This window comes from Pseudomonas salicis, assembly GCF_057128705.1.
The window spans coordinates 213,238-236,996 of sequence record NZ_JBSKHU010000004.1 but is presented as its reverse complement, the minus strand read 5'-3'; the positions used below and the strand labels follow the sequence as shown (position 1 = coordinate 236,996).

Sequence of the window (23,759 nt, the reverse complement as noted above, 5' to 3'; positions counted from 1 at the left end):
CCGACCATGGAAAACCTGCCCAACGGCACGATGCTCGCGCTCCTTGTCCTGCTCACGCTGTGGTCTGCGTTGTTCACGGCGGTCGAGGCGGCGCACTACAACTTGCGCGCGGTGCGCATCAACCCGCGCTCGACCGAGCCCGCCAAGCCAGTGCTGGCGTTCAACCTGAACAGCCTGATTCTCGGCAACACGCTGCTCAAGGTCCTGATCACGGTGCTCGCCACCCTGCTGGCGATCAGTCGCTGGTACGACCACGGCCCCCTGATCGCTTGGGTGGGTGTCGCCAGCCTGCTGGTGATCGTCACCGAATTCATTCCGCGCAAGCTCGCCGCCCGCCGCCCCGAAGCCATTTTGTTGCTGGGCAATAACGTGCTGCGCATCCCGATGCGCCTGCTGCGGCCGCTGACCTGGCTGTACAAAAACATCGCCAAGGTGCTGCTGCGCCCGTTTCTCTCCAAACGTCGCCCGGACAGCGTGGCCGATGACGACGACATGGGGCCGACGGTCTACCAGGACAACGAAAGCCAGTTCGGCCGCTCCCGGGTGATTTCCGGGATTCACGCGCTGGACAGCATGACGGTCAACGACATCCTCGTTCCGCGCAGCGAAGTGGATGGCATCAACCTCGATGACACGATTGAAGAGATCGTCGACAAGCTGATCATATCCCGCCACACGCGCCTGCCGGTCTATCACAACGACATTAATCAGGTCGAAGGCGTGCTCAACACACGCATGATCAGCCACCTGCTACCACGCGGTCAGTTGACCAAGGAAGCGCTGAAAGCGGCGTGCTACGAGCCCTATTTCGTTCCCGAAAGCACGCCATTGCAGATGCAGTTGCTGAACTTTCACAAGCAGCAGCGGCGCATGGGCGTGGTGGTGGACGAGTACGGCGAAGTGTTGGGCATCGTCAGCCTGGAAGACATTCTCGAAGAGATCGTCGGAGAATTCGAAAGCGAGCAATCCCTCGACAACCCGCACATTCACCCGCAGCCGGACGGCCGTCTGGTGGTGGAAGGCGCGGCCTCGATCCGCGACCTGAACAAGAGCCTGGGCTGGCACCTGCCGGCGGACGGCCCCAAGACCCTCAACGGTCTGATCACCGAAGCGCTGGAAACCATTCCCGACAGCTCGGTGTGCCTGAAGATCGGGCCGTACCGCCTCGAAACGCTGGAAACCGAGGACAACCGGGTCACCCGCGTCCTCATGTGGCAAAACACCCGGACCAAAGACGTGACCTAAGGCGCGCAACAAGCCTGAAACACTTGTTTCCGCACTGCTGCCCTTCCTATAATCGAGCCGCTTACCCAGCCCCGCCGACCCGCGTGCTACCCGCACGATGCGAGAGTCGGCCAGTCACTCAGCCTGACGTCTTCACACCGCTCACATCCCGAGCACCGCCACCTCCCCACCATTCGGGGCTAGTCTGTTCAGCGCTGTACCCAAAAACAATTAACGATTGCCCCAGCGCCCCGGACGTTTTGTCCCCCGCTGACAGGCAAGATGACTGCCAGGGATACCCGCATGACCAGCACGTCCACCTTTCCGCCAAGCGGCGAAAGCGCGGCACCGCCCGCCAATTCCGCCGCCCGCGTGGCCACCGCCAGCTTCATCGGCACGGCCATCGAGTTCTACGATTTTTATGTCTACGCCACCGCTGCCGCCCTGGTGATCGGGCCGGTGTTTTTCCCGCAGACCTCCAGCACCGCACAAATGCTGTCGGCGTTTCTGACGTTCGGTATCGCCTTTCTCGCTCGCCCGCTGGGCTCGTTGCTGTTCGGTCACTTCGGCGACCGTATTGGCCGCAAGTCCACGCTGGTAGCTTCGTTGCTGTTGATGGGCGTCTGCACCACGCTGATCGGCGTTTTGCCAGGCTATGAGGCCATCGGTTCGTGGGCGCCGATTTTGCTATGCGTGCTGCGTTTCGGCCAAGGTCTGGGGCTGGGCGGCGAATGGGGCGGCGCAGCGTTGCTGGCCACCGAAAACGCCCCCAAGGGCAAGCGGGCGTGGTTCGGGATGTTTCCGCAACTCGGTCCATCGATCGGGTTTCTGGCGGCCAACGGCCTGTTCCTGACCCTGGCCGTCACGCTGAGCGACGAACAGTTCCGCTCCTGGGGCTGGCGCATTCCGTTCCTGCTCAGCGCCGTGCTGGTGGTGATCGGCCTGTATGTGCGCTTGAAGCTGGAAGAAACGCCGGTCTTCGCCAAGGCCATCGCTAATCACGAGCGCTTGAAGATGCCGATTGCCGAGCTGTTTTCGCAATACTGGGCGCCGATGCTGTTGGGCGCCGCATCGATGGTGGTGTGCTACGCGCTGTTCTACATCTCGACGGTGTTCTCCCTGAGCTACGGGGTGAAATCCCTGGGCTACAGCCGCGAATCCTTCCTTGCCATGCTGTGCTTTGCGGTGTTGTTCATGGCCTTGGCCACCCCGCTGTCGGCCTGGGCCAGCGACCGTTTCGGGCGCAAACCGGTGTTGATCATCGGCGGCGTGCTGGCCATTCTGTCGGGTTTTCTGATGCAGCCGTTGCTGACTCACGGCACCACGTGGGCGGTGACGCTATTTCTGTCCATCGAGCTGTTCCTGATGGGCGTGACCTTCGCCCCGATGGGCGCGATGTTGCCTGAACTGTTCCCGACCCGCGTGCGCTACACCGGCGCGTCGGCGGCCTACAACATTGGCGGGATCGTCGGCGCCTCGGTGGCGCCGTTCTTCGCCCAGCAATTGGTGGAGATGGGCGGTTTGAGCTGGGTCGGCGGTTACGTGTCGGCGGCAGCGTTGTTGAGTCTGATTGCTGTGCTGTGCCTGAAAGAAACGCGGCATGCGGATCTGGATACGATCAATTAACGACGCCATTGCAGGGGGGGCGATCCCGTAGACGTCCCCTGGCAACACACCCTGTGGGAGCGAATTCATTCGCGAAGGTGTATCAGGCGATGCATATGTGTCGGCTGAACATACGTCTCGCGAATAAATTCGCTCCCACAGGTGGTAATGGGCTGGACACAGCGCTTCGTAATTCCCAACAAAAACGGCGCCTTTAAGGACGCCGTTTTTATTTGCGGGACAGCCTTACAACTGCACTTTCACCGCCATCGACGCGCGGGTCGCCTTGCGGCGAGCGGCTTCAATCGATTCGTCACGGGCCAAGGCCACGCCCATGCGGCGCTGACCGTTGACTTCCGGCTTGCCGAACAGGCGCAGCGCGGTGTCTGGCTCGCTCAGGGCCTGCTCCAGATTGGCAAACGCGGTCTGGGTCGATTGACCTTCCACCAGAATCACCGCCGAAGCCGATGGGCCGAACTGACGAATCAACGGGATCGGCAGACCGAGAATGGCGCGGGCGTGCAACGCGAACTGCGACAGGTCCTGGGAAATCAGCGTCACCAGGCCGGTGTCGTGCGGGCGTGGCGAAACTTCGCTGAACCACACCTGATCGCCCTTGATGAACAGCTCGACGCCGAACAGGCCACGGCCGCCCAACGCCTCGGTCACGGCCTTGGCCACACGCTCGGATTCCGCCAGCGCCGCCGGGCTCATGGCCTGTGGCTGCCAGGATTCCTGATAGTCGCCCTTCTCCTGACGATGGCCTACCGGCGCGCAGAAAGTGGTGCCGCCGACGTGGCGCACGGTCAGCAGGGTGATCTCGTAATCGAAGTCGATGAAGCCTTCGATAATCACGCGGCCTTTGCCCGCACGGCCGCCTTCTTGGGCGTAATCCCAGGCCTTCTGAACGTCAGCCTCGGTTTTCAGCAGGCTCTGGCCTTTGCCCGACGAGCTCATGACCGGTTTGACGACGCACGGGAAACCCAGGTCATCGACGGCCTTCTTGTAATCTTCGAAGCTGTCGGCAAAGTGATAGGGCGAGGTCGGCAGGTCCAGCTCTTCAGCGGCCAGACGGCGGATGCCTTCGCGGTTCATGGTCAGCTGCGTGGCGCGCGCGGTCGGGATCACGGTGAAGCCTTCGGCTTCCAGTTCGACCAGCGTCGCGGTGGCGATGGCTTCGATTTCCGGGACGATGTAGTGCGGTTTCTCCGCTTCGATCACAGCCCGCAGTGCAGCGCCGTCGAGCATGTTGATCACATGGCTGCGGTGCGCGACCTGCATGGCCGGAGCGTTGGCGTAACGGTCGACGGCAATCACTTCAACGCCCAGGCGTTGCAGTTCGATCACCACTTCCTTGCCAAGCTCGCCGCAACCGCAGAGCAAAACGCGGGTCGCGGTCGGCGACAGTGGAGTTCCGATTTGAGTCATCTCAGGTCCTCGTGGAGCAGATATCGAGGGCAACCCGCCACAGGCGAGTAACCGCAGGTCATAAAGGCGCGCAATTTAACATGAAGGCCGGGGGATGGGGTGTGGTGGGTGACGGATGAGTCGGTGCTTCGCAGAAGTCTTGTAGGAGTGAGCTTGCTCGCGATGGCATTCCATCAGGTTCATATCTATCGCCCGAGAAGACGCTATCGCGAGCAAGCTCACGCCTACAGAAGAGATTGCTAAGCACGGGCCACCGAGAACATCGACCCACTGGCCCGCGCACGCTCATCGCACAACGCCAATACCGCCCGGCGTTCGTCGTTGCTCATGCGGCTCCAGCCCGTGATTTCCGTGACCGTGCGCTGGCAGCCAACGCACATGTCGGCATCATCCAGCGCACAGATGCTCACGCATGGCGAGCGCACGGGCTTTTCATGAACAGGTTGATCGGCGGCCATCAGTCTTCCTGCGGCGCCAGATCGCGGGCGTAACGCTGTGCGTTGTGAACGTAGTGGGCGGCGCTGGCTTCGAGCATTTTCTTCTGCGCCTCGGTCAGTTCCCGCACGATCTTGCCCGGCGACCCCATGACCAGCGACCCGTCCGGAATCACCTTGCCTTCACCGATCAGCGAATTGGCGCCGATGAGGCAGTATTTGCCGATCTTCGCCCCGTTGAGGATCACCGAATTGATGCCGATCAGCGTGTTGTCGTCCACCGTGCAGCCGTGAAGCATGACGTTGTGGCCGATGGTCACGTTCTTGCCGATGGTCAGCGGCGACCCCATGTCGGTGTGCATCACGGTGCCATCTTGCACGTTGCTGTTTTCGCCGATGTCGATCAGCTCGTTGTCACCCCGCAGCACGGCACCGAACCAGACGCTGGCGTTGGCCTGCAAACGAACCTTGCCGACCAAGGTGGCGGTGGGGGCAATCCAGCTTTGCGGGTGAGCTTCGACGCGGGCATCGCCCAGGCGGTATTTCATGGTGTCTTCCTCATGACTCGGCTCTGCGGCCGTGGGTCGAGCGCGGGGCTCACGGTTGGGCGAAACGGGTAAATCAGGTTTTCAGCGTCAGGATGGACGAACGCTGGGGCGGATGATGCAGGCTGATCTTGCTGTCGAACAGCACGTTCATCAGTTCCACGATCATGATCGCGCTCAAGCCCCAGATCTTGTACTCGCCAAAGCGGTAGCTCGGCACGTACCAACTGCGCCCCTGATAATCGATGCGGTGCGTATGTTCGCGGGCGTCTTCGCGGAAAAATTCAAGCGGCACGCTGAACACGGCAGCGATCTCGCCGTCATTGGGTTTGTATTCGACGTAATCGGGGATGATGCCGACGTAAGGCGTGACTTTCAGGCCGTGCTTGGAAATCAGCGGACTCAATGGGCCAACGACTTCGACGAGGCCCGGCGGCAAGCCGATTTCCTCTTCAGCCTCGCGTAAGGCGGTGAACACCAGATCAGGGTCTTCAGGGTCTCGTCGTCCGCCTGGGAACGCCACTTCACCGCCATGGGTCGACAGCCCGCTGGCGCGCAGGGTCAGCACCAGTTCCGGCTCGTCGCTGCGGGTAATAGGCATGAGCACCGCGGCCTCGGAGAACCCTGCGTCCATCTCCAGAGGCTGCGGCGTGTGGCTGCTCATACGGCGAAGTAGCTCGTCCAGCATGGGAATTCTCGGTCGATTGCCTGACCCGCATCATGCACCAAAGCGCCGACACGCCCAACCCCAGGGGCGACAGCCAGCGTGTCGGAAACAACACATCGCTTGCCGACCACCCGCGCCACAAGCCAAGATAGCCGCTGACTTCAGGAACCCGATTCGATCATGAAATTCTGCAGCCACTGCGGCGAACAGGTCAGCCAGCGCATCCCCGAAGGCGATACGCGTCTGCGTTATGTGTGCGACCACTGTCACACTATTCATTACCAGAATCCGAACATCGTGGCGGGGGTATTGCCGCTCTGGGAAGGCAAGGTGCTGCTGTGTCGTCGCGCCATCGAGCCGCGCCTGGGTTACTGGACCCTGCCCGCCGGTTTCATGGAGAACGGCGAAAGCGTCGATCAGGCCGCGCGCCGGGAGACCGTCGAAGAAGCCTGCGCCGTGCTGGACGACTTGCACCTTTATGCCATGATCGACGTGCCGCACATCAGCCAGGTGCACATTTTCTACCGCGCCAACATGGCCAGCGCGGAGTTTGCCGCCGGGGTCGAGAGCCTTGAGGTGAAGCTGTTCGACGAGGCGGACATTCCGTGGTCGGAACTGGCATTCAACACCGTGAGACGTACGCTGGAGTATTTTTTTGCAGACCGGCGGCGTCAAGAATTCCCGGTGCATACCGATTGCCTGACTGTCGTGCCCCCTCTCAAAACCACTTGACCAGATGACCCCGCGCCGCTGAGCGCAGGGTTCAGGGATACCGTTGAAAATGCGTTGGTTGCTTGCCGTTCTATGCCTGCTGGTCGTTCCGTTGTCCCAGGCCGCCTTCACTCAGACCATCGTGCCCAAGGGTAGCGAGCAGAAATTCGTCGACGGTAAGGTGGTGGACACCCAGGACATCAGCGCCCGCGCCATCGACAAGGTGTTGGTGCTCAAATCAGCACATCAGTTGCAATTGATGAGCAAGGGCGAGGCACTGAAAACCTACCGCATCTCGCTGGGCAAGGCGCCAAAAGGGCCGAAGCTGCAAGAGGGTGACCAACGCACCCCGGAAGGCTTTTATTGGCTGGACTGGCGCAAGACCAGCGACGCGTTCAACCTGTCGATGCACATTTCCTACCCCAACATCGCCGACTCCGCCCGCGCCCGCCGCGAAGGTGTGAACCCGGGCAGCATGATCATGATCCACGGCACGCCGATCAACGAAGACTACCCCGAGTGGTATTTCCACACGCTGGACTGGACCAACGGCTGCATCGCCATGAAGAACAGCGACATTCGTGAAGTCTGGGATCTGGTGAAAGACGGCACGATGATCGAGATTCGGCCGTAGGCCATTCAGATACCACTCGACGCGGACTGCTTCTGCCGAAGGCGTAGGAGTCGCCGGAGTGGCGCTCCACCTTGCCGACGATCTGGCGCGAAGCGGCAGCCAAACCAGACGACACCGTTCCTCCTGATGCACCGCGCATACCGATTTTGCTGCCGCTGCGCGGCAGATCGCGAGCAAGCTTGCTCCTACGGCCTTCGGCCAGAATCAACAGCAGTCAGCATTCCAATCGACCTCTGGCAACATTTCCTTGACGTCCAAACGTCACAACCCCGTGACCAAAAAAACCTCCCCTCTGATACCAATCCTGTTGACGTGGTATGCAAGTGGTATTACTTTCGGATGCATTCTCCGAACATAATTCCAATCCACCTCGGCCCGCCTTCCATGAATTCGATCCTCTCCCTGCGTCCTGACGACAGCCAGCCCACACCGCTTTATTTGCAACTGGCGCGCAATCTGGAAGCGGCGATTCATGCCGGTCAATGGAAGGCCGAGCAGGCGTTGCCCTCGGAACGCAGCCTCAGCGAGAGCCTGAACATTTCCCGAGTCACGGCGCGCAAGGCACTGGAAATTCTGCTGGAACAAGGCCTGATCCGCCGCAGCCAGGGTTCGGGCACGTTCATCACGCCGCGCCTCGAACAGCCGCTGTCCCGCCTCTCCAGCTTCAGCGAGATGCTGCGGCTCAAGGGTTTCACGCCCAGTTCCCAGTGGCTGGAGCGCGATATCACATTGCCGACCCACGAAGAGCTGATCCGCCTGAGCCTGTCGCCCACCGCGAAAGTTGCCCGGCTCAAACGTCTGCGCAAGGCTGATGGCATCGTCATGGCGGTCGAACTGAGCGCGCTGCCCGCAGCCCTGTTGCCAGAACCCGAGGCCATCGGCGATTCGCTGTACGCGCATCTGGATGCCATCGGTCGCCCGGTGGTGCGCGCCCTGCAACACATCCGCGCGATCAATGCCTCGGCGGAAATGGCCGCGCTGGTCGGCCTCGAAACTGGCACCGCCATGCTGCTGATGACCCGGATTGGCTACCTCGCCGACAACACGCCCATCGAACTGACCGACACCTATTGCCGCGACGATTACTACGATTTCGTCGCCGAACTGCGCCGGTAAGTAGCGCCCCAGATAACCCCGAACGGAGCCTGCATGTCCGAGTTCAACATCCTTACCCCTGACGGCTGGATTCGCGGTCAGTTGCAGCACCGCGACGGCCGGGTAACGCGCATTGATGGCACGCCCTGCGACCCGCAGGACAACGACCTGCCTTACGTTCTACCGGGTTTCATTGACTTGCACGTCCACGGTGGCGGAGGCAGCGACATCATGGAAGGCGCCGAAGGGTTCGCCACTATCGCCCGCACGCACCTGCGTTTCGGCACCACGTCGATGCTGGCCACGACCATGACCGCCCCCGCCGTTGAGATCGGTCAGATCCTGGAACAGCTGGGCGGGTATTGTCAGCGTCGGGCGTCAGAAACGGCCCGGGTGTTGGGCGTGCATCTGGAAGGCCCCTACATCAATCCGGGAAAACTCGGCGCGCAACCTAACCACGCCCATGCCGCGCTGCTGAGCGAAGTCGAGCACTATCTGAGTCTGGCGCCGATCAAGGTCATCACCATCGCACCGGAGATCGCCGGGCATGTCGAGCTGATCAAAGCCCTGGCGTCCCAAGGGGTGCGCCTGCAAATCGGCCACACGCTGGGCAGCTACGAAGAAGGGGTCAAGGCCCTCGAAGCCGGCGCGACCAGTTTTACCCACCTCTATAACGCCATGAGCCCGCTGCATCACCGCGAACCAGGCATCGTCGGTGCAGCGCTGGCCCATGCGCGTTACGCCGAGCTGATCCCCGATTTGCTGCACGTGCACCCTGGCGCCATCCGCGTCGCGTTGCGCTCGATCCCCTGCCTGTATTGCGTCACCGATTCCACCGCTGCCACCGGCATGCCGGACGGCGAATACAAGCTCGGCAGCCACACCGTCACCAAATGCCTCGGCGGCGTGCGCCTGCCCGACGGCACCCTCGCGGGCAGCACGCTGACCATGGATCAGGCGCTGCGCAATCTGGTGAAGATCGGCCTGCCGTTGGCGGAAGCCTCACAACGTCTGTCGCAATTTCCTGCGGACTATCTGGGCATCGAAGAACGCGGCCGCCTGCAACCCGGCAGTTGGGCGGACGCCGTGTACCTGGACCGCGATCTGAAACTCACCGCCGTGATGGTCGAAGGAGAGACCCTTGAACTCGAAAATGCTTGATGAGGCCCTCGCCTCTGCGGACGCGGTGCAGCGTCAGTTGACGGTGCTCGAACCCCGTCTGATCGACCTCGCGCAGCGCCTGCGTCAGACCGCGCCTCACGTCGTGCTCTCGGTGGCCCGGGGCAGTTCCGATCACGCCGCCAGTTACTTCGCCTACCTGACCATGCAGCACGTGGGCGTGCCCGTCGCGTCGCTGCCGATGTCGGTGGTGACCTTGCACAACTCGCCCCTGAAGGTTGAAAACCAGCCCGCCATCGGTTTTTCGCAGTCAGGCCAAAGCCCGGACCTGGTGGACAGCCTGCGCACGCTGCGTGAACGCGGCGCCTTGAGCATTGCGATGGTCAACGTCGAAGGCTCGCCCCTCGAACAGGCCTGTGAATACGTGCTGCCGCTGAGTGCGGGGCCTGAGCTTAGCGTCGCGGCGACCAAAAGCTTCATCGCTACTCTGAGCGCCAGTGCACGCCTCGTCGCCCATTGGCGGCAAGACGCCCAGCTGTTGAAAGCAGGTGAAACGCTGCCGGAACGCTTGCACGAGGCGGCGCGTCAGGACTGGTCCGCTGCCATCGATGCGCTGCGCGATTGCGAGCGCCTCATGGTCATCGGTCGCGGCACCGGTTTCGCCATCGCTCAAGAGGCAGCGCTCAAGTTTAAGGAGACCTCGGGGATTCAGGCCGAAGCCTTCAGCAGCGCCGAAGTGCGCCACGGTCCGATGGCGCTGGTGGGCGATCACTATCCGCTGCTGATCTTTGCCACCCGAGGCGCCGAACAGGCCAGCCTGCTTGCCCTCGCCGCCGACATGCGCGAGCGCGGTGCCAAGGTGTTGCTGGCCGCGCCCGACAATGTGGCGGAGCGCGACCTCACCCTGACCTGCGCCGACCACCCGGCCCTTGACCCGATTCTCGCCATTCAGAGTTTTTACGTGATGGCGGCGGGCCTGGCCGAAGCCCGAGGCCTCGATCCCGATCAGCCACGCCACTTGAGCAAAGTCACCAAAACCCATTGATTCCGCGCCGCCTCGACCGACGCCAGCAAGGACGATGTCATGCATAACAATAAACAAATGACGTTCAGCGCCCCGTTCAGCGGAGCGGTACTGGAACTGAGCCAAGTGCCCGACCCGGTGTTCGCCGAGGGCGCCATGGGCGTCGGCATTGCCATTGACCCACTCGATGCTGTGCTGCACGCGCCGTTCGCGGGCGTGGTCATCAACGTCGCGCGCACCCGTCATGCCGTGAATCTGCGAGCGGACAACGGCAGCGAATGGCTGCTGCACGTGGGCATCGACACCGTCGGGCTGAATGGCGAGGGCTTCGAAGCGCTGGTCAAAGACGGCGAGCGGGTGAAGGAAGGTCAGCCGCTGCTGCGCTTCGATCTGGATAAGGTGGCCCGCGGAAGCCGCAGCCTGGTCAGCCCGTTGATTCTGCTCAACGGTGATCGGTACAGCCTGACGCCCGCCCGGCCTGCTGGCCCGGTGAACGTGGGCGAACCCTTGTTGATCGTCGAAGGCGTGGCCCACGAAACGCAAAAATCCCAGAACCCTGATATTCGGGCCAAACAGGCCCGAGGCATGATCCGCGTTGCCCACAACGGCGGCCTGCACGCTCGCCCTGCTGCTCTGGTACGTCAGACGGCCCGCCAGTTCGCCAGCCACGCCGAGCTGCATTTCGCCGGGGCCAGCGCTTCGACCGACAGCGTTACCGGCCTGATGGGGCTGGGGATTGCCGAGCAGGATGAGGTGGAAGTGGTGTGTCTGGGGCATGACAGCGAAGTCGCGCTTCAGGCGCTGCTCAAGGCACTGTCCACGCCCTCTCCGGACGAAAAACCCCAGGCGCCGGTGACCCAAGTCGTGCCCGTCGGCAACGAAACCGCCGACCTCGAAAACGGCGTACTGAAAGGGGTGACCGCGTCCCCCGGTCTGGCCAGCGGCCCGTTGTTCCGGCTCGACACGATTGAGCTGGAAGAAGACCGCGGCGGCCATCGCCCTGAAGAGCAACGCCAGATTCTCAGCGAAGGACTGGCTCAGGTTCGCGCCGACGTCAGCACCTCTCTCGATCATCAACACCACGAACAGAGCGCGATTTTCGCCACGCACCTGGCGATGCTCGAAGACCCGGCCCTGCTCGACGCGGCCTACGACGCCATCGATCAAGGCCAAAGCGCGGCCCACGCCTGGAGCCAGGCTGTGCTGGCCCAATGCGCGATACTGGAAAACCTCGGCAATCCCCTGCTCGCCGAGCGCGCCAACGACCTGCGCGACCTGCGCCAGCGCGTGCTGCTCACACTGCTCGGTGACGCCCGCGATGTGGCCGTGCCCTCAGGCGCCATTGTCATCGCCCGCGAACTGACGCCTTCCGATTTGTTGATGCTGGTGCAACGTGGCGTCGGCGGGATTTGCATGGCGGAAGGCGGCGCCACGTCCCACGTCGCCATCCTCGCCCGCAGCAAAGGCGTGCCGTGTCTGGTCGCACTGGGGTCGGCGCTGCTCGACGTCGCAACCGATAAAGACGCGGTGCTGGATGCTGACAACGGGCGGTTGGAACTCAAGCCCGACGCCGCTCGCCTACAGGACATTCAGACCCTTCGCACACAGCGCTTCGAACAACGCCAACGTCAGCAGCAACAGGCGCCCCTCCCTGCGCAAACACAGGACGGCGTCTGCATCGAGGTCGCGGCCAACGTCGCGTCCCGTGCCGATGCAGAAAACGCACAGCTCAACGGTGCCGATGGCGTGGGCCTGTTGCGCACCGAGTTTCTGTTTGTGGATCGCAGCACTGCTCCTACTGAAGATGAACAGCTGTCGGCTTATCAGTCGGTGCTCGACGCCATGCCCGAGAAACCGGTGATTATCCGCACCATCGACGTTGGCGGCGACAAGCAACTGGAATATTTGCCCCTCCCCGCCGAGGCCAACCCCGTACTCGGCTTGCGCGGGATTCGTCTGGGTCAAGCCCGCCCTGAACTGCTCGATCAACAGTTGCGCGCCTTGCTGCGGATCAAACCGTTGGCGCGCTGCCGCATTCTGCTGCCGATGATCAGCGAAGTCGGCGAGCTGCTGGCGGTTCGCGCGCGCATCGACGCACTGGCTTCGGAAGCCGGCATCAGCGAGCGCCCTGAACTGGGGGTGATGATCGAGGTGCCGTCCGCTGCATTGCTCGCCGGGCAACTGGCCGAGCACGCGGACTTTCTGTCCATCGGCACCAACGATTTGTCCCAGTACACCTTGGCCATGGACCGTGATCACGCGGGGCTGGCCGCTCGCGTGGATGCGCTGCACCCCGCCCTCCTTCGCTTGATCGCTATGACTTGCACAGCCGCTCAAGACAAAGGCCGCTGGGTCGGCGTGTGTGGCGCGCTGGCGTCCGACCCTCTGGCGACAGCCGCGTTGATCGGGCTGGGTGTGCGCGAGTTGTCGGTGAGCCCTCCGCAAGTCCCGGAAATCAAGGCACAGATTCGCGAGCTGGACGTCCGTCAATGCGAAGCGCTGGCTCAACACCTGATGAACCTGACCAGCGCCGAAGACGTGCGGGACGCTTGCCGCACGTTTCAGACGCAAGTCCTGAAACCACAAGCCATCGCCTGAATAACAAGAACGATCACCTCAAGGAGAGACGTCATGTACCAACACTTCATTGAAGGATTACAGCGACTGGGGCGCGCGTTGATGCTGCCCATCGCGATTCTGCCGATTGCCGGGCTGTTGCTGCGCCTGGGCGATACCGACCTGCTGGACATCGCGATCATTCACTCGGCGGGCAACGCGATTTTCAGCAACCTGGCGCTGATCTTCGCCATCGGCATTGCCGTGGGCTTCGCCCGTGACAACAACGGCACGGCGGGGCTGGCCGGTGCGATTGGCTATCTCGTGATGACCTCGACGCTCAAGGTGCTCGACCCGCACATCGACATGGGCATGCTCGCCGGGATCATCGCCGGCCTGCTGGGCGGCGCGATGTACAACCGCTTCAAGGAGATTCACCTGCCCGAGTATCTGGCGTTTTTTGGCGGACGCCGGTTCGTGCCGATTGTCACGGGATTGTCGGCAGTGTTGCTGGGCCTGGTGTTCGGCCTGATCTGGCCACCGGTGCAACAGGGCATCAACACCCTCGGCCAGTTGATGCTGGAAAGCGGCAGCATCGGTGCGTTTTTCTTCGGCGTGATGAACCGGATTTTGATCGTCACCGGCCTGCATCACATCCTCAACAACCTGGTGTGGTTCGTGTTCGGCAGCTTCACCGACCCGGAAACCGGGCGCGCCGTGACCGGCGATCTGGCGCGCTATTTCGCAGGCGATCCCCATGCGGGCCAGTTCATGACCGGCATGTTCCCGATGATGATTTTTGGTCTCCCCGCAGCGTGCCTGGCGATGTACCGCAACGCACTGCCGGAAAACCGCAAGCTGATCGGCGGGATTCTGCTGTCGATGGCGCTGACGTCGGCGCTCACCGGCGTGACCGAGCCTATCGAATTTGCCTTCATGTTCCTCGCGCCGATGCTGTACGTGCTACATGCCTTGCTGACCGGTTTGTCGATGGCGCTGGCGAACATGCTCAACATTCACTTGGGCTTCACCTTCTCCGGTGGCGCCATCGACATGGCCCTCGGCTGGGGCAAGTCCACCAACGGCTGGCTGGTCTTTCCGCTGGGGTTGGCGTACGCGTTGATCTATTACGTAGTGTTCGATCAGTGCATCAAGCGCTTCAACCTCAAAACGCCGGGGCGTGAACAGGTCGTCGCCAATACTGCTCAAGTGGCGCAAAGCGACCGGGCCGGTGCGTACATCAACGCATTGGGCGGTGCGGACAATCTGCTTGGGATCGATGCCTGCACCACGCGCCTGCGCCTGCAACTGGTGGATCGCAGCAAAGCGCAGGACAGCGAGTTGAAAGCGCTGGGCGCGATGGCGGTGGTGCGGCCGGGGAATGCGGGGAGTCTGCAAGTGGTGGTCGGGCCGATGGCGGATGGCTTGGCGGACGAACTGCGCAACGCCCTGCCGCATGCAGCCAAGATGCCGGTGGCTGGGGAGTCGGTTGTCGCCGTAGCTCGTAAAACGGTTGATGTCACGCAGGCGGCACAATGGTTCAAAGCGCTGGGCGACAAAGGGATCGAGGACGTGGAATGTGTGGCGCTCACTCGGCTGCGGGTGCAATTAAAGGAAGGCCAGTCGTTGGCGGCGGGTCAACTGGAAGTGTTGGGCTCGCAAGGGGTTCGAAACCTGGGGAACGGCGTGTGGCATGTGTTGGTGGGGGATGGTGCCCAGGGGTTGAGCGAGGCAGTGCGGGGGATGGTCAACGGAAGATGAAGACGACTCTGCGCTGAGAAGTGACTAATCACCTCGATGCTTTTGCAATGTGACGGCCTTCAGACTCGAACGAATTTTGTGATTGCTCCAACGACCTCATCGCCACGCTCCAGGTAAGGTACATGCCCTGTGCCCTCGATAACCTGGCTACAGGCATCGGGTAGCGCTTTCAACAGAGGCCCTAGAGCAGCAATGGAAAAAACCTGATCGTCACTACCCCAGATCACCAAAGTCCTGCATGTGATGCTCGGCAACTGCGCGACCAGCACGTTCAGACCTTCGCGCCGAGTATCGGCAACTACCTTCTGCACGGTCGCGTACCTGGCACGACCGCTAGCGGCTAGTGCACGGGCAACTCGGCCCGCGACTTGTGGTGGGTGTACGAACAACAAGCTCCAGAAGCGTTGCATCTCTTCAACCGTGCGGTAGCCAAAATTACCGTCCCGGCCAGTTAGCAAACCAGCCTGAAATACGGGGCCCAACGCTGCATCGCCCAGCCCTGATGGCGCCAGCAGTATCAGGCGCTGAACCCGTCCAGGTTTTTTGGCGGCATAGAGCCCTGCCACACAACCACCTAAGGAGCTGCCAATCAACACGATGGGGCGTGTCGAAAGCCGATCGAGCAGGGGCTCCAACTCGACCAGCATTGCCTGCGGACCGAGGCCCTGTCGGGCCAGGCAAGAGGACTGGCCATGCCCGGGTAAATCAATAAACAGGCAATGGTGCTTTCGAGCAAGCTTGCACACTTCAGGGCCCCACTGATCTTTGCTAGCACCAAGGCCATGCAACAGGACCAGGGTTGCGCCTTCCTGCCGACGGCTTTCCAAATAGGATAAGCGGCCATGGCGCCGTAGTTTCAGAGCAAAGCGCCAGCGATTGATCGTACGCAGGGATGTCAGCAACAAAAGGTCAAGGGCGTTCATCGATTGCCTTCTGCTCCTTTGTACCTGTGGCCACAAAAACCTTGCGCCCTGGCATGTGCAGTTGGCAAAGCGCGACGCCCAGAAGCGATAATGCAGCCCCTAACAACAGGCGTTGGCCTAAACGTTCGACAAGCAGTACCTGGCTCACAGCGATGGCAAAAACCGGTACCAGCAATAGATAAGGGGCTAGCTGTTGCATGCTGTTGCGTCGCAGCAGCCAGAACCAAAGGCCGAACCCCAACAGACCACCACTGAGTGCGGTGTAGATCATGGCCCACCAAGCCACAGCACTCGCATCGGCCAGCGTGGACCACTGCCATTCTTCCTGGACCAGTGACCAGATCAGTAATTGTGGCCCCGCTACGATTGCTGTCCAGGCGCTGAGCGCCAGTGGGTCTAATGGCCCCATACGCTTGGTCAGTACCGACCCGACGGCAAATGCCAAAGCTGCCAGCGCGATCAGCATCATGCCGGTCAGCGTGGCCTTGGGGGCATCACTTGGGAGCAATACCAATACCCCGCAAAACGCCAAGGCAATGCCGACCACAACATTGAGCTTCAGCGCCTCACCTAGCACTAAGAAGGCCAGAATCAATGTGAATGGCGTGGCCAATTGATAAATAACCGCTGAAGTCGAAGCGTCGACGCGAGCGATGCCGCAGTACAACAGTCCAAAGTGCAGCGTACCCATCACCGTCGCAATCACTGTCATCGGGATGATTTGATCCCTTCGACAACGCCACAGAAACGGAAGAAGAAATAAGGACATGATCGCGTAACGCATAGCGACCGTCAGAATCGACGGCAACTCAGCGCCGGCGACCTTTACTGCAGTGACCTGCGCGCCCCACAGAAAAGCCACCAGCAATGCAAGCATGGAGTCCTTCAATGACATAACGATCACCCCTTAGAGAATTGAATCGGGCGTACAACGCTTGGGGCATTGCCTTGCGAGTGCCAGTTATCGTTTAGCCTGCGGTAGTGCTCGGCAAGCCGGTCAAGGGTTTCGCGTAACGCTTGCTCAGCTTCTGGGTCATGCGCGAGCTGGCTCTGGAAGCAAGGCGGGAAACCTGAACCGATCAAGATCATCTTGTTCAGCAGAATATTGAGTGCAACCTGTGAAAACACTGCCGTGTGGCCGTAGCGACGCCCGACCACGGCGATTGCGGCGAGCTTGTCACGTAACGGACGCTGGCGATGCCGCATGAAGCCATAGCCCATTCGCTCAAGAAACGCCTGGAATCGGCTGTTGAGTCCATAGGCATGCATGACCGGCACGTAGAGCAACGCGTCCGCATGGCTCAAACGTGCCACTAATTGCCCGACGTCATCCGGTAGGGCGCAATCCTCCGTGGAACACGCATTGTCTGCATCGCAGTAATCGATGCGGTAATCCTTGAGCCAGATTTCCTCGACTGTAGCCTCCTCACCCAGGTGGCGATGCACAAGCGCCACCACCCGAGCACTGACGCCGCAAGGCCGGCTTGAACCTACTATGACGGCCAGCTTCATCACTCAGGAAGCCTCCCTCATGTTCTGCTCGCCCGCCAGATAGGCACGCAACGCCTCTTCCAGCAACTGCCCGGTGAGCCATAAGGTGACTTGGGCGACTTCCCTTATCTGATGACGGTCCTCCTCCGTCTTCACTGCGCGCTCCATGACCAGGCGAACCTCCTCGGAATGCTTCTCGTCGATAGTCGAATGCGCGACGAAGAACGTCATCTGTTCATCACTGAGGTTCAGGTCATTGCGGAAGCGGTCGAGTATGGGTTGGATGTGGTCATACACGTCCTCGGCCCAGTAGCTGTAGCCCAAGCGGGCGATCGGGCCCTTGCGAATCGCTACGTCATTAAGGAAAGCAACGAGCGCCTGAGTGGGCGCTAACGGCGCGGGCATCTCTTCAGGCAACAAGCCAACAGCCTCCAGATCGCGCAATACCATTCGTTCGTGACCAAGCTCTTCTAGCGCGTGTTTGTATACGAAGCGCAATAACGAAGTTTGCTCCGGATCAGCGCTGAACGCACAGGCGGCCTGATTGACCGAGTTGTAGCGGGTGTAGTGGTACACCTGCAGCATCACCTGCTGGTAAAGCGCTGCAGGCGTGGTATTGGTCACGCTGAATTTCCAGTACTCACCCTGTTTGATCCGGGCCCAGCCTGCCTCGACGATAGCGTCGAGTTCATTGAAGAACGCTTGCATTTCATTTGCCTCCTTGGACGGTGTGGTAAACATTTTCAAGTTCCAGATATACCCAGCTGTAGCGACGCTCAGCCTGACCTGTCGACCAGGTAATATCATCTGAGAGCACTCGCCCACCGAGACCGATATAGAGCGCAGCCAACTGCTCGCGGCAGAGCGCCGAAATGAATCGCAAATGGGTGTTGCCCCTCAGCCAGATCGCCGCGTGGAGCAAAAAGGTGCGCAGGTGACGGCCTCCGCGATAACGCGCGTCCAGTACCAGGCGATTAGCGTCGAAGGCATCGGTCGGAACTGCGAAATGCGCCTGCACATCGACCGCTCGCTCCACGAAACTTAAGCCGTGTCCCAACGGGGTGACCCGCAGCGTGCCGACAACATCGCCGTCGTCCAGATAGACCAAGTGATAGGAAAGAGCATCACGTAGCGCTTCGCGGCGCTCGTAATCGTCTTCTTGGGCAGGGTTTTCCCCCAAATGGAGCGCCCGAAGGTTTTTGACCGCTTCGAACAATTCGCAGGTGGAATCAATTACGCGTACTGAAAGGCCCATGACTGCAATTACCTGCCTTTACGCTGATCTACGATACGGGCCTCTTTCCAACTGAACCAGCTACCCAGATTGACATGCTCAGCGAGGTCATTGACAACCATGACCGTGGCATCTACCCCTAGGCGCTCGCGCAGCCGCTCTTTGATCAGCAGCACCAGGCGCGCCTGGTCGCCCTCAAAGAAGCGTGACATTTCCAGTTTCGCGATGACGGTGTCCCGATCGCTGGCACGGCTGAGGACTATCTGATAGCCCAAGCACTGCTCGACTCCTTCAAGCAATGCCTGCTCGATCTGTGCTGCGGAAAACGCGCGGTCGTTCAGTTGCACGGCATCTTTGACGCGGCCCACCACCTTGATCACGTGACGCGTGGGCTGCGGATAGCCCGGGCGCGATTGAATCGATACCAGATCGCCAGTGCGGTAGCGAATGAGCGGCTTGGTACCCGGTATCAACATCGTCACGCACAGCTCACCCTCGCCGGTTGCACCCAGACTGTGACCGGTCACTGGATCCAGCACCTCGATGAGGTAATTGAGGCGATGAGGCATCAACTGGTCATTGGCATTACAAGCAGCAATAATCATCGCCTCCTGCGACCCATACAGGCTGTCGTAGGCTTGCACTCCCCACAGACTGAACAGGTTGTTCTTCAGCGCTGGCGTACACAGCTCGCCACTCATCATGAAAGCCCGCAAGCTGAAATCTTTACGGGGATTGAAGCCTTGTCGCTCAGCCTCTTTGGCCATAGCAAGCAAGAGGCCAGGCGCCGACGCGAGCACTCCGATGTTCAGATCTTTCAGCAGTTGCAGCGCTTTGGGCCAGCCTATGACTGGGGAATGCGGCCATAGCTTGGCGTTGCATAAGTCGAGCTGGGTACAGACATCACCCAAGGTATCCCCAAAGGAGTGGACTTCGGTCGGCCCCATGATACCAATCACAGTCTTCTGACCCGGGAAGTGCTTTTCGACCACCGCTTGATAGGCCATGGCCAATTGGCGGTTGCTGGCGTAGCTCTCCTTACGATCCCGAGGGCATGGTGTTGCCGGGCCCGTCGTGCCGGTGGTTTCGTAGTAGAAAATCGCTTCTTCCAACGGGCCGGACAGCATGTCGAAGCCCGCTTCGCGCAAATCATCCTTTGTGGTGAAAGGCAAGGCTGTCAAATCGGCCAAAGTCAGGCTACTGGCATCAATGTGAGCCAGACGACGAGCGTAGAAGGGCGAATGGCACTTGACGTGGCTGACCACCTTCCGCAACTGCTGCTGGTGCCAATCGGCAAGGGCCTGGTCGTTGAGGGCGCCCGTCCAGTAGGCAAGGTGGATCGGGTCATATCGTTTCTTGAATGTGTCCAACTGTTCATTCATGCCAGGCGCTCCGGTTGTGGGGACTGCAACTGGCCGACACATTAAAGTCCGAACTTTCTGTTACACAGCTGTGGTATTCCACAGTTGCGCGCGAGTTCAAATCTTGTTATGCCACGACGCGACGCATCACAACAAAATCTTTCATTACGTTTATCGGTGGCTCCATTGATGACTGACGTAATTGCGGTTGACACTCTATAGACACGCTGATACTTTCAGCCCCTGTGGTCTTCCACCGCAAGGATTAGCCAAGACTAGGAAGTCTAGATATGTATTATCACCTTTCTGCTATACGCTCATTGCACAACTGCCCTTCTCGATGCTCTCGCGCCGTCCTGGCCATCTTCAAAAGTAATATCTGGCGCCGCTAACACTCAAAAGAAAAGGTGTGGCTGTCCAATAGATGCTCTTCACCTTTTTCCAAATCGGGCGCCTCTGCTTTAAGCATTGCTGCCGCTTGTCTGCATGCCAACTACGGCTGCAACATGCTTGGTACCGACAGTATTCGACCGACATTTAAAATCATCAGCACCGGTGCAAACTAACGCGCCTTTGCGCTTGATATTTATTTAGTGCCTTCTATCGCCTATCGCATCAACCTATATTGAAAATGGAATTATCGATGGACAGTAATATTCTCAGGGTAGATGTTATTCGACACGAAGAGCGTCAAACAATTGATGCACTCAGTGTTTATACACATGCACTTGCGCAATTGGATCGTCATTCGGTATTCATCCTTGAGTCACTCTCAGGGCCCAGCCGAGACCGACGGGCGACGATCATTGGCATGGAACCACTTTTTGAAGTGTGCATTGATGAAAGACATGCCCGTTTGCGCGGTCGGCCTGAACTCTGTCAACACCTCTACAGCTGCCTGCGCCAGCGAGGGATGAAGATCGGGCCCGAGCAGCAGATCGAATTGCCCGACAGCGAAGCCGCCTGGAACCTGCTCCGATACATCCAGAACCTGTTCCAGGTGGCTCCTGACAAGCCGCAAAGCCTTGCGTACTTCGGTTATTTCTCATACGACAGCGTGCGATTGATCGAACGCCTGCCCGATTTGGCGGAGCAGACCCACGACTACCCTCTGATTGCTTTGTCGGTTTACCAGACACTGCTCTACCTCCACAGCAATGGCACGGTCGAAACACTGATCAATAACCACGCCTTGTGGGAGACGCGCGGGCTGGAAGACTACCCGTTCCTGCGAGCCCCAAATCCGGTGAGCCTGCATGAACAGCCTCATTATCCGCAGGTCTTCGAAGAAACCCGCACAGTCACTCCCGCACAGTTCGCGCAGCGGGTAGAAGTGGCAATGGAGCATATACGAGCTGGAGACGTGTACCAGATCCAACTCGGTCATGAGATCCGTATTCATTCCGAGGTCACGCCGCTCGACGTTTACAAGAGCTTGCGCATGCGTAATCCGTCCCCCTACATGTACCTGGCACACGTCGGCGGAATCGACCTAATCGGTGCGAGCCCCGAACTGTTCGTCAGGATCAAGGACAATTTGATCGAAATGCGCCCGATCGCCGGGACAGTAGGTAAACGGCCCGGCGTCGATTCCACCGAGCTGATGTTGGAGCTGACGCGTTCGGAGAAGGAACGTGCGGAGCACCTCATGCTCATCGACCTGTGTCGCAATGACATAGGACGGGTCTGTCAGCCGGGATCTCTGGAGGTCGATGAGTTCATGCTGGTGGAGGAGTATTCGCACCTTTACCACATGGTTTCGAACGTTCGGGGGCTACTGCGCCCAGGCCTGGATGCCTACGACGTGATCAAGGCCTCATTCCCCGCCGGGACGATGTCGGGTGCGCCCAAGGTCAGAGCGATGGAGCTGATTGAGGCCATGGAAAGTAACCGACGGGGCATCTATGCAGGCGCCCTTGGGCTGATCGGATTCGATGGTAGCGTTAATACCGCTTTGTGCATTCGATCGACCGTGTATGACCAAGGCGTCTACTCCCTGCGTGCGTCTGCTGGCGTGGTGGCCGACTCGACACCCGAAATGGAGTGGAGAGAAACACTTTACAAGATCGGATCCGTTTACCGAGCGGTGACAGGAAAGGAGATTGCGCTGTGAAAGTATTTTTGATCGATGCTTACGACAGCTTCGTCTTCATCATCAGCCAATACCTTGAGCAACTTGGGCTGGAAACGCGTGTCGAGCGTCATGACCAGCCTGACCTCATTCAGCGGATCGAGGCGTTCGCACCAGACTTTTGCGTACTCGGCCCGGGACCTGGCCATCCGTCGGAGGTCGGCTACATAGAACTCATTCGGCATTTCGAGCGCCGCCTGCCGCTGCTAGGCGTTTGTCTCGGCCATCAAGCCGTGGGGCTAGCATTCGGGGCTCAGGTCTGCCGCGCTCCTCACGTCATGCATGGCAAGGTGAGCCAGATAGAAAACGATGGCAAGGGGGTCTATGCCCACACAGAGGGTCGATCTTTCAACGCGACTCGCTATCACTCCCTCATGCTTACAGACGCATGTTTGCCGGACTGCCTGGAGGTGACCTCCAGGTCAACCGACGATGGCTACATCATGGGCGTTCGGCATCGCACGTTGCCCATTGAGGGGGTTCAGTACCACCCCGAAAGTATCCTCACGGAAAACGGCCTGGACCTGTTCCGCAGCTTCATCAAGCATTACCTCAACTGACCTTTATGGCGGCGGGATGAGCCTCACCTGTGAGGCTTTGCCCCGCACCAGCGGACGCTCGTATTCCAGGGTTTGCGCATTGGCTAACACGGATGTGCCAAATCAGCGCCTCACACCAGTGCGGGCACACCTTGGAACAGGTGCAGACAATGTAGGTGCCACGTCAATTGCAGTATCAACGAGAGCGAGATGTTTATGGATAACTACAACGCGTCGGCCTCTGCGGACAAGCAAGCCGAGCATGCTGCAACATTCAACACTTTCAGGGGTCTTGCCAAAGACATCCACCGGTGCGACTGGGAGCGTTTGCTGAAAAAAACTTTTCGTGAACTAGGCTTCGCCAGGTTTCTGGTAAGTCTCGGTCCAGCCAGAGCATGCGACAACGATCCTCTGAACGACGTCCTCACAACGTTCCCTAAGCAGTGGCTGGAGCATTACCGCAGTAATAGGCTCATCGAAATTGACCCCATCCTTAAACACTGCCATCAGGAACTTGTACCGTATTTCTGGTCAACCGAACGCCGTCGGGCACGCGGCCGGTCGCGCCGATTCTGGGAGCTGCGCGAACAACATGGACTACGAAATGGCCTGAGCATCCCCCTGCGCTATGAATTGTTCAGAGGCACCCTTAGCGTGGCCTTTGACGACGTTCAGGCTGCAGAGCAAACGGTCTTCCCCCATCCTGCAGTAAGCCAGCTGTTCATGCTCGTACCCTACTTACTGGCCGGCATGGGTCATCAATTTCAAAACTCGATGCCGGAGCGACAAGGCCTGACACCCAGAGAAATGGAGTGCCTGTATTGGGCAAGTGCTGGCAAGACGAGTTGGGAGATCAGTCACATCCTCACACGCTCTGAACGCACCATCGACTTCCACCTGCTCAATGCTCGTCGCAAACTCGGCTCGGTCAGCCGGCAGCAGGCAGTGGGTGCTGCCGCCGCTTACGGGCTGATTGCTCCCGCAGGCGGCAGGCCCTGTTACAGCAGGCAAAGGTGAAACTTTCCCTTCGGAACCGGGCAACAGCTAGCGCCTTAGAAAAGGTGCTGAAACGAGTGTCAGTAAAAACAACGTGGTCGGTGAGCGTTCATAAGAGCGTTCTCTTATGTCCGCAAAACCACAGCAACTGAACGTTGGGAGATGGAGCGCAGGGGCTGAGCGATGCGATGCGATGCGATGCGATGCGATGCCGGGGATGGTCAAACCGACCTGACAGGCGACACGACCTCCTGTGGGAAACACCCATACAGGTTTTGCGG

General features: G+C 60.0%; 22 protein-coding genes. 12 read left to right on the top strand and 10 right to left on the bottom strand.

The window, feature by feature from the left end:
- Positions 1 to 6 precede the first annotated feature (6 nt).
- Together ACWKWE_RS15875 and ACWKWE_RS15870 are read left to right on the top strand one after the other, a co-directional pair.
- Positions 7 to 1,245 carry a CNNM domain-containing protein gene (locus ACWKWE_RS15875; RefSeq protein WP_483851073.1) on the top strand — a complete coding sequence of 413 codons (1,239 nt, stop codon included), beginning with the start codon at positions 7 to 9 and terminating at the stop codon, positions 1,243 to 1,245.
- Positions 1,246 to 1,527: 282 nt separating this feature from the next.
- Entirely contained in the window at positions 1,528 to 2,850 is a 1,323-nt protein-coding gene (locus ACWKWE_RS15870; protein WP_483851072.1) for an MFS transporter, read from the top strand.
- Positions 2,851 to 3,075: 225 nt separating this feature from the next.
- On the opposite strand, the gene purT is transcribed toward ACWKWE_RS15870, so the two are convergent.
- The 4 genes from purT to ACWKWE_RS15850 all read right to left on the bottom strand — a co-directional run bounded on the left by purT (position 3,076) and on the right by ACWKWE_RS15850 (position 5,924).
- Complete coding sequence (gene purT, locus ACWKWE_RS15865; protein WP_166593610.1) at positions 3,076 to 4,257, bottom strand: formate-dependent phosphoribosylglycinamide formyltransferase; 1,182 nt, start codon at positions 4,255 to 4,257, stop codon at positions 3,076 to 3,078.
- 239 nt (positions 4,258 to 4,496) lie between these two features.
- Entirely contained in the window at positions 4,497 to 4,715 is a 219-nt protein-coding gene (locus ACWKWE_RS15860) for a DUF1289 domain-containing protein (protein ID WP_483851071.1), read from the bottom strand.
- On the bottom strand, positions 4,715 to 5,239 hold the full coding sequence (locus ACWKWE_RS15855; RefSeq protein ID WP_483851070.1) for a gamma carbonic anhydrase family protein: 525 nt from the start codon (positions 5,237 to 5,239) through the stop codon (positions 4,715 to 4,717). Before ACWKWE_RS15855 ends, ACWKWE_RS15860 begins: the two co-directional genes overlap by 1 nt.
- Before the next feature lie 73 nt (positions 5,240 to 5,312).
- Entirely contained in the window at positions 5,313 to 5,924 is a 612-nt protein-coding gene (locus tag ACWKWE_RS15850) for a CoA pyrophosphatase (RefSeq protein ID WP_483851069.1), read from the bottom strand.
- A 159-nt stretch (positions 5,925 to 6,083) separates the two neighbouring features.
- On the opposite strand from ACWKWE_RS15850, the gene ACWKWE_RS15845 reads away from it, so the two are divergent.
- The 7 genes from ACWKWE_RS15845 (at position 6,084) to nagE (ending at position 14,803) form a co-directional block, all read left to right on the top strand.
- Positions 6,084 to 6,635: an NUDIX hydrolase gene (locus tag ACWKWE_RS15845; protein WP_483851068.1), complete on the top strand. Its 552-nt coding sequence runs from the start codon at positions 6,084 to 6,086 to the stop codon at positions 6,633 to 6,635.
- Between the two features lie 49 nt (positions 6,636 to 6,684).
- Entirely contained in the window at positions 6,685 to 7,248 is a 564-nt protein-coding gene (locus tag ACWKWE_RS15840) for a L,D-transpeptidase family protein (protein ID WP_166593615.1), read from the top strand.
- A 384-nt stretch (positions 7,249 to 7,632) separates the two neighbouring features.
- On the top strand, positions 7,633 to 8,364 hold the full coding sequence (locus ACWKWE_RS15835) for a GntR family transcriptional regulator (RefSeq protein WP_483851067.1): 732 nt from the start codon (positions 7,633 to 7,635) through the stop codon (positions 8,362 to 8,364).
- A gap of 33 nt (positions 8,365 to 8,397) precedes the next feature.
- Entirely contained in the window at positions 8,398 to 9,504 is a 1,107-nt protein-coding gene (nagA, locus tag ACWKWE_RS15830; RefSeq protein ID WP_483851066.1) for an N-acetylglucosamine-6-phosphate deacetylase, read from the top strand.
- Complete coding sequence (locus ACWKWE_RS15825; RefSeq protein WP_483851332.1) at positions 9,497 to 10,507, top strand: SIS domain-containing protein; 1,011 nt, start codon at positions 9,497 to 9,499, stop codon at positions 10,505 to 10,507. The genes nagA and ACWKWE_RS15825 overlap by 8 nt, the downstream gene beginning before the upstream one ends.
- 39 nt (positions 10,508 to 10,546) lie before the next feature.
- Positions 10,547 to 13,084 (top strand): phosphoenolpyruvate--protein phosphotransferase, encoded by a 2,538-nt coding sequence (gene ptsP / locus ACWKWE_RS15820; protein ID WP_483851065.1) that lies wholly within the window; start codon positions 10,547 to 10,549, stop codon positions 13,082 to 13,084.
- A 33-nt stretch (positions 13,085 to 13,117) separates the two neighbouring features.
- Positions 13,118 to 14,803, top strand: coding sequence for an N-acetylglucosamine-specific PTS transporter subunit IIBC (gene nagE, locus ACWKWE_RS15815; RefSeq protein ID WP_483851064.1), 1,686 nt, complete (start codon positions 13,118 to 13,120; stop codon positions 14,801 to 14,803).
- A 59-nt stretch (positions 14,804 to 14,862) separates the two neighbouring features.
- On the opposite strand, the gene ACWKWE_RS15810 is transcribed toward nagE, so the two are convergent.
- Genes ACWKWE_RS15810 through ACWKWE_RS15785 form a run of 6 tightly spaced genes read right to left on the bottom strand, consistent with a single transcriptional unit; the run spans position 14,863 to position 19,833 of the window.
- Positions 14,863 to 15,726 (bottom strand): alpha/beta fold hydrolase, encoded by an 864-nt coding sequence (locus tag ACWKWE_RS15810; RefSeq protein ID WP_483851063.1) that lies wholly within the window; start codon positions 15,724 to 15,726, stop codon positions 14,863 to 14,865.
- Entirely contained in the window at positions 15,713 to 16,621 is a 909-nt protein-coding gene (locus ACWKWE_RS15805; protein WP_166593621.1) for a DMT family transporter, read from the bottom strand. Before ACWKWE_RS15805 ends, ACWKWE_RS15810 begins: the two co-directional genes overlap by 14 nt.
- A 5-nt stretch (positions 16,622 to 16,626) precedes the next feature.
- On the bottom strand, positions 16,627 to 17,238 hold the full coding sequence (locus tag ACWKWE_RS15800) for a flavodoxin family protein (protein WP_483851331.1): 612 nt from the start codon (positions 17,236 to 17,238) through the stop codon (positions 16,627 to 16,629).
- A gap of 3 nt (positions 17,239 to 17,241) precedes the next feature.
- Positions 17,242 to 17,925 carry an iron-containing redox enzyme family protein gene (locus ACWKWE_RS15795; RefSeq protein WP_483851062.1) on the bottom strand — a complete coding sequence of 228 codons (684 nt, stop codon included), beginning with the start codon at positions 17,923 to 17,925 and terminating at the stop codon, positions 17,242 to 17,244.
- 1 nt (position 17,926) lies between these two features.
- Entirely contained in the window at positions 17,927 to 18,472 is a 546-nt protein-coding gene (locus ACWKWE_RS15790; RefSeq protein WP_483851061.1) for a GNAT family N-acetyltransferase, read from the bottom strand.
- A gap of 8 nt (positions 18,473 to 18,480) precedes the next feature.
- Positions 18,481 to 19,833 (bottom strand): phenylacetate--CoA ligase family protein, encoded by a 1,353-nt coding sequence (locus tag ACWKWE_RS15785; RefSeq protein ID WP_483851060.1) that lies wholly within the window; start codon positions 19,831 to 19,833, stop codon positions 18,481 to 18,483.
- A gap of 622 nt (positions 19,834 to 20,455) precedes the next feature.
- On the opposite strand from ACWKWE_RS15785, the gene ACWKWE_RS15780 reads away from it, so the two are divergent.
- The 3 genes from ACWKWE_RS15780 (at position 20,456) to ACWKWE_RS15770 (ending at position 23,499) form a co-directional block, all read left to right on the top strand.
- A complete protein-coding gene (locus ACWKWE_RS15780) occupies positions 20,456 to 21,925 on the top strand; it encodes an anthranilate synthase component I family protein (RefSeq protein ID WP_166593625.1) in 1,470 nt (489 codons plus the stop codon).
- Positions 21,922 to 22,503 carry an anthranilate synthase component II gene (locus ACWKWE_RS15775; protein WP_166593626.1) on the top strand — a complete coding sequence of 194 codons (582 nt, stop codon included), beginning with the start codon at positions 21,922 to 21,924 and terminating at the stop codon, positions 22,501 to 22,503. The genes ACWKWE_RS15780 and ACWKWE_RS15775 overlap by 4 nt, the downstream gene beginning before the upstream one ends.
- 195 nt (positions 22,504 to 22,698) lie before the next feature.
- Entirely contained in the window at positions 22,699 to 23,499 is an 801-nt protein-coding gene (locus ACWKWE_RS15770) for a helix-turn-helix transcriptional regulator (RefSeq protein ID WP_483851059.1), read from the top strand.
- The last annotated feature ends 260 nt before the right edge of the window (positions 23,500 to 23,759 follow it).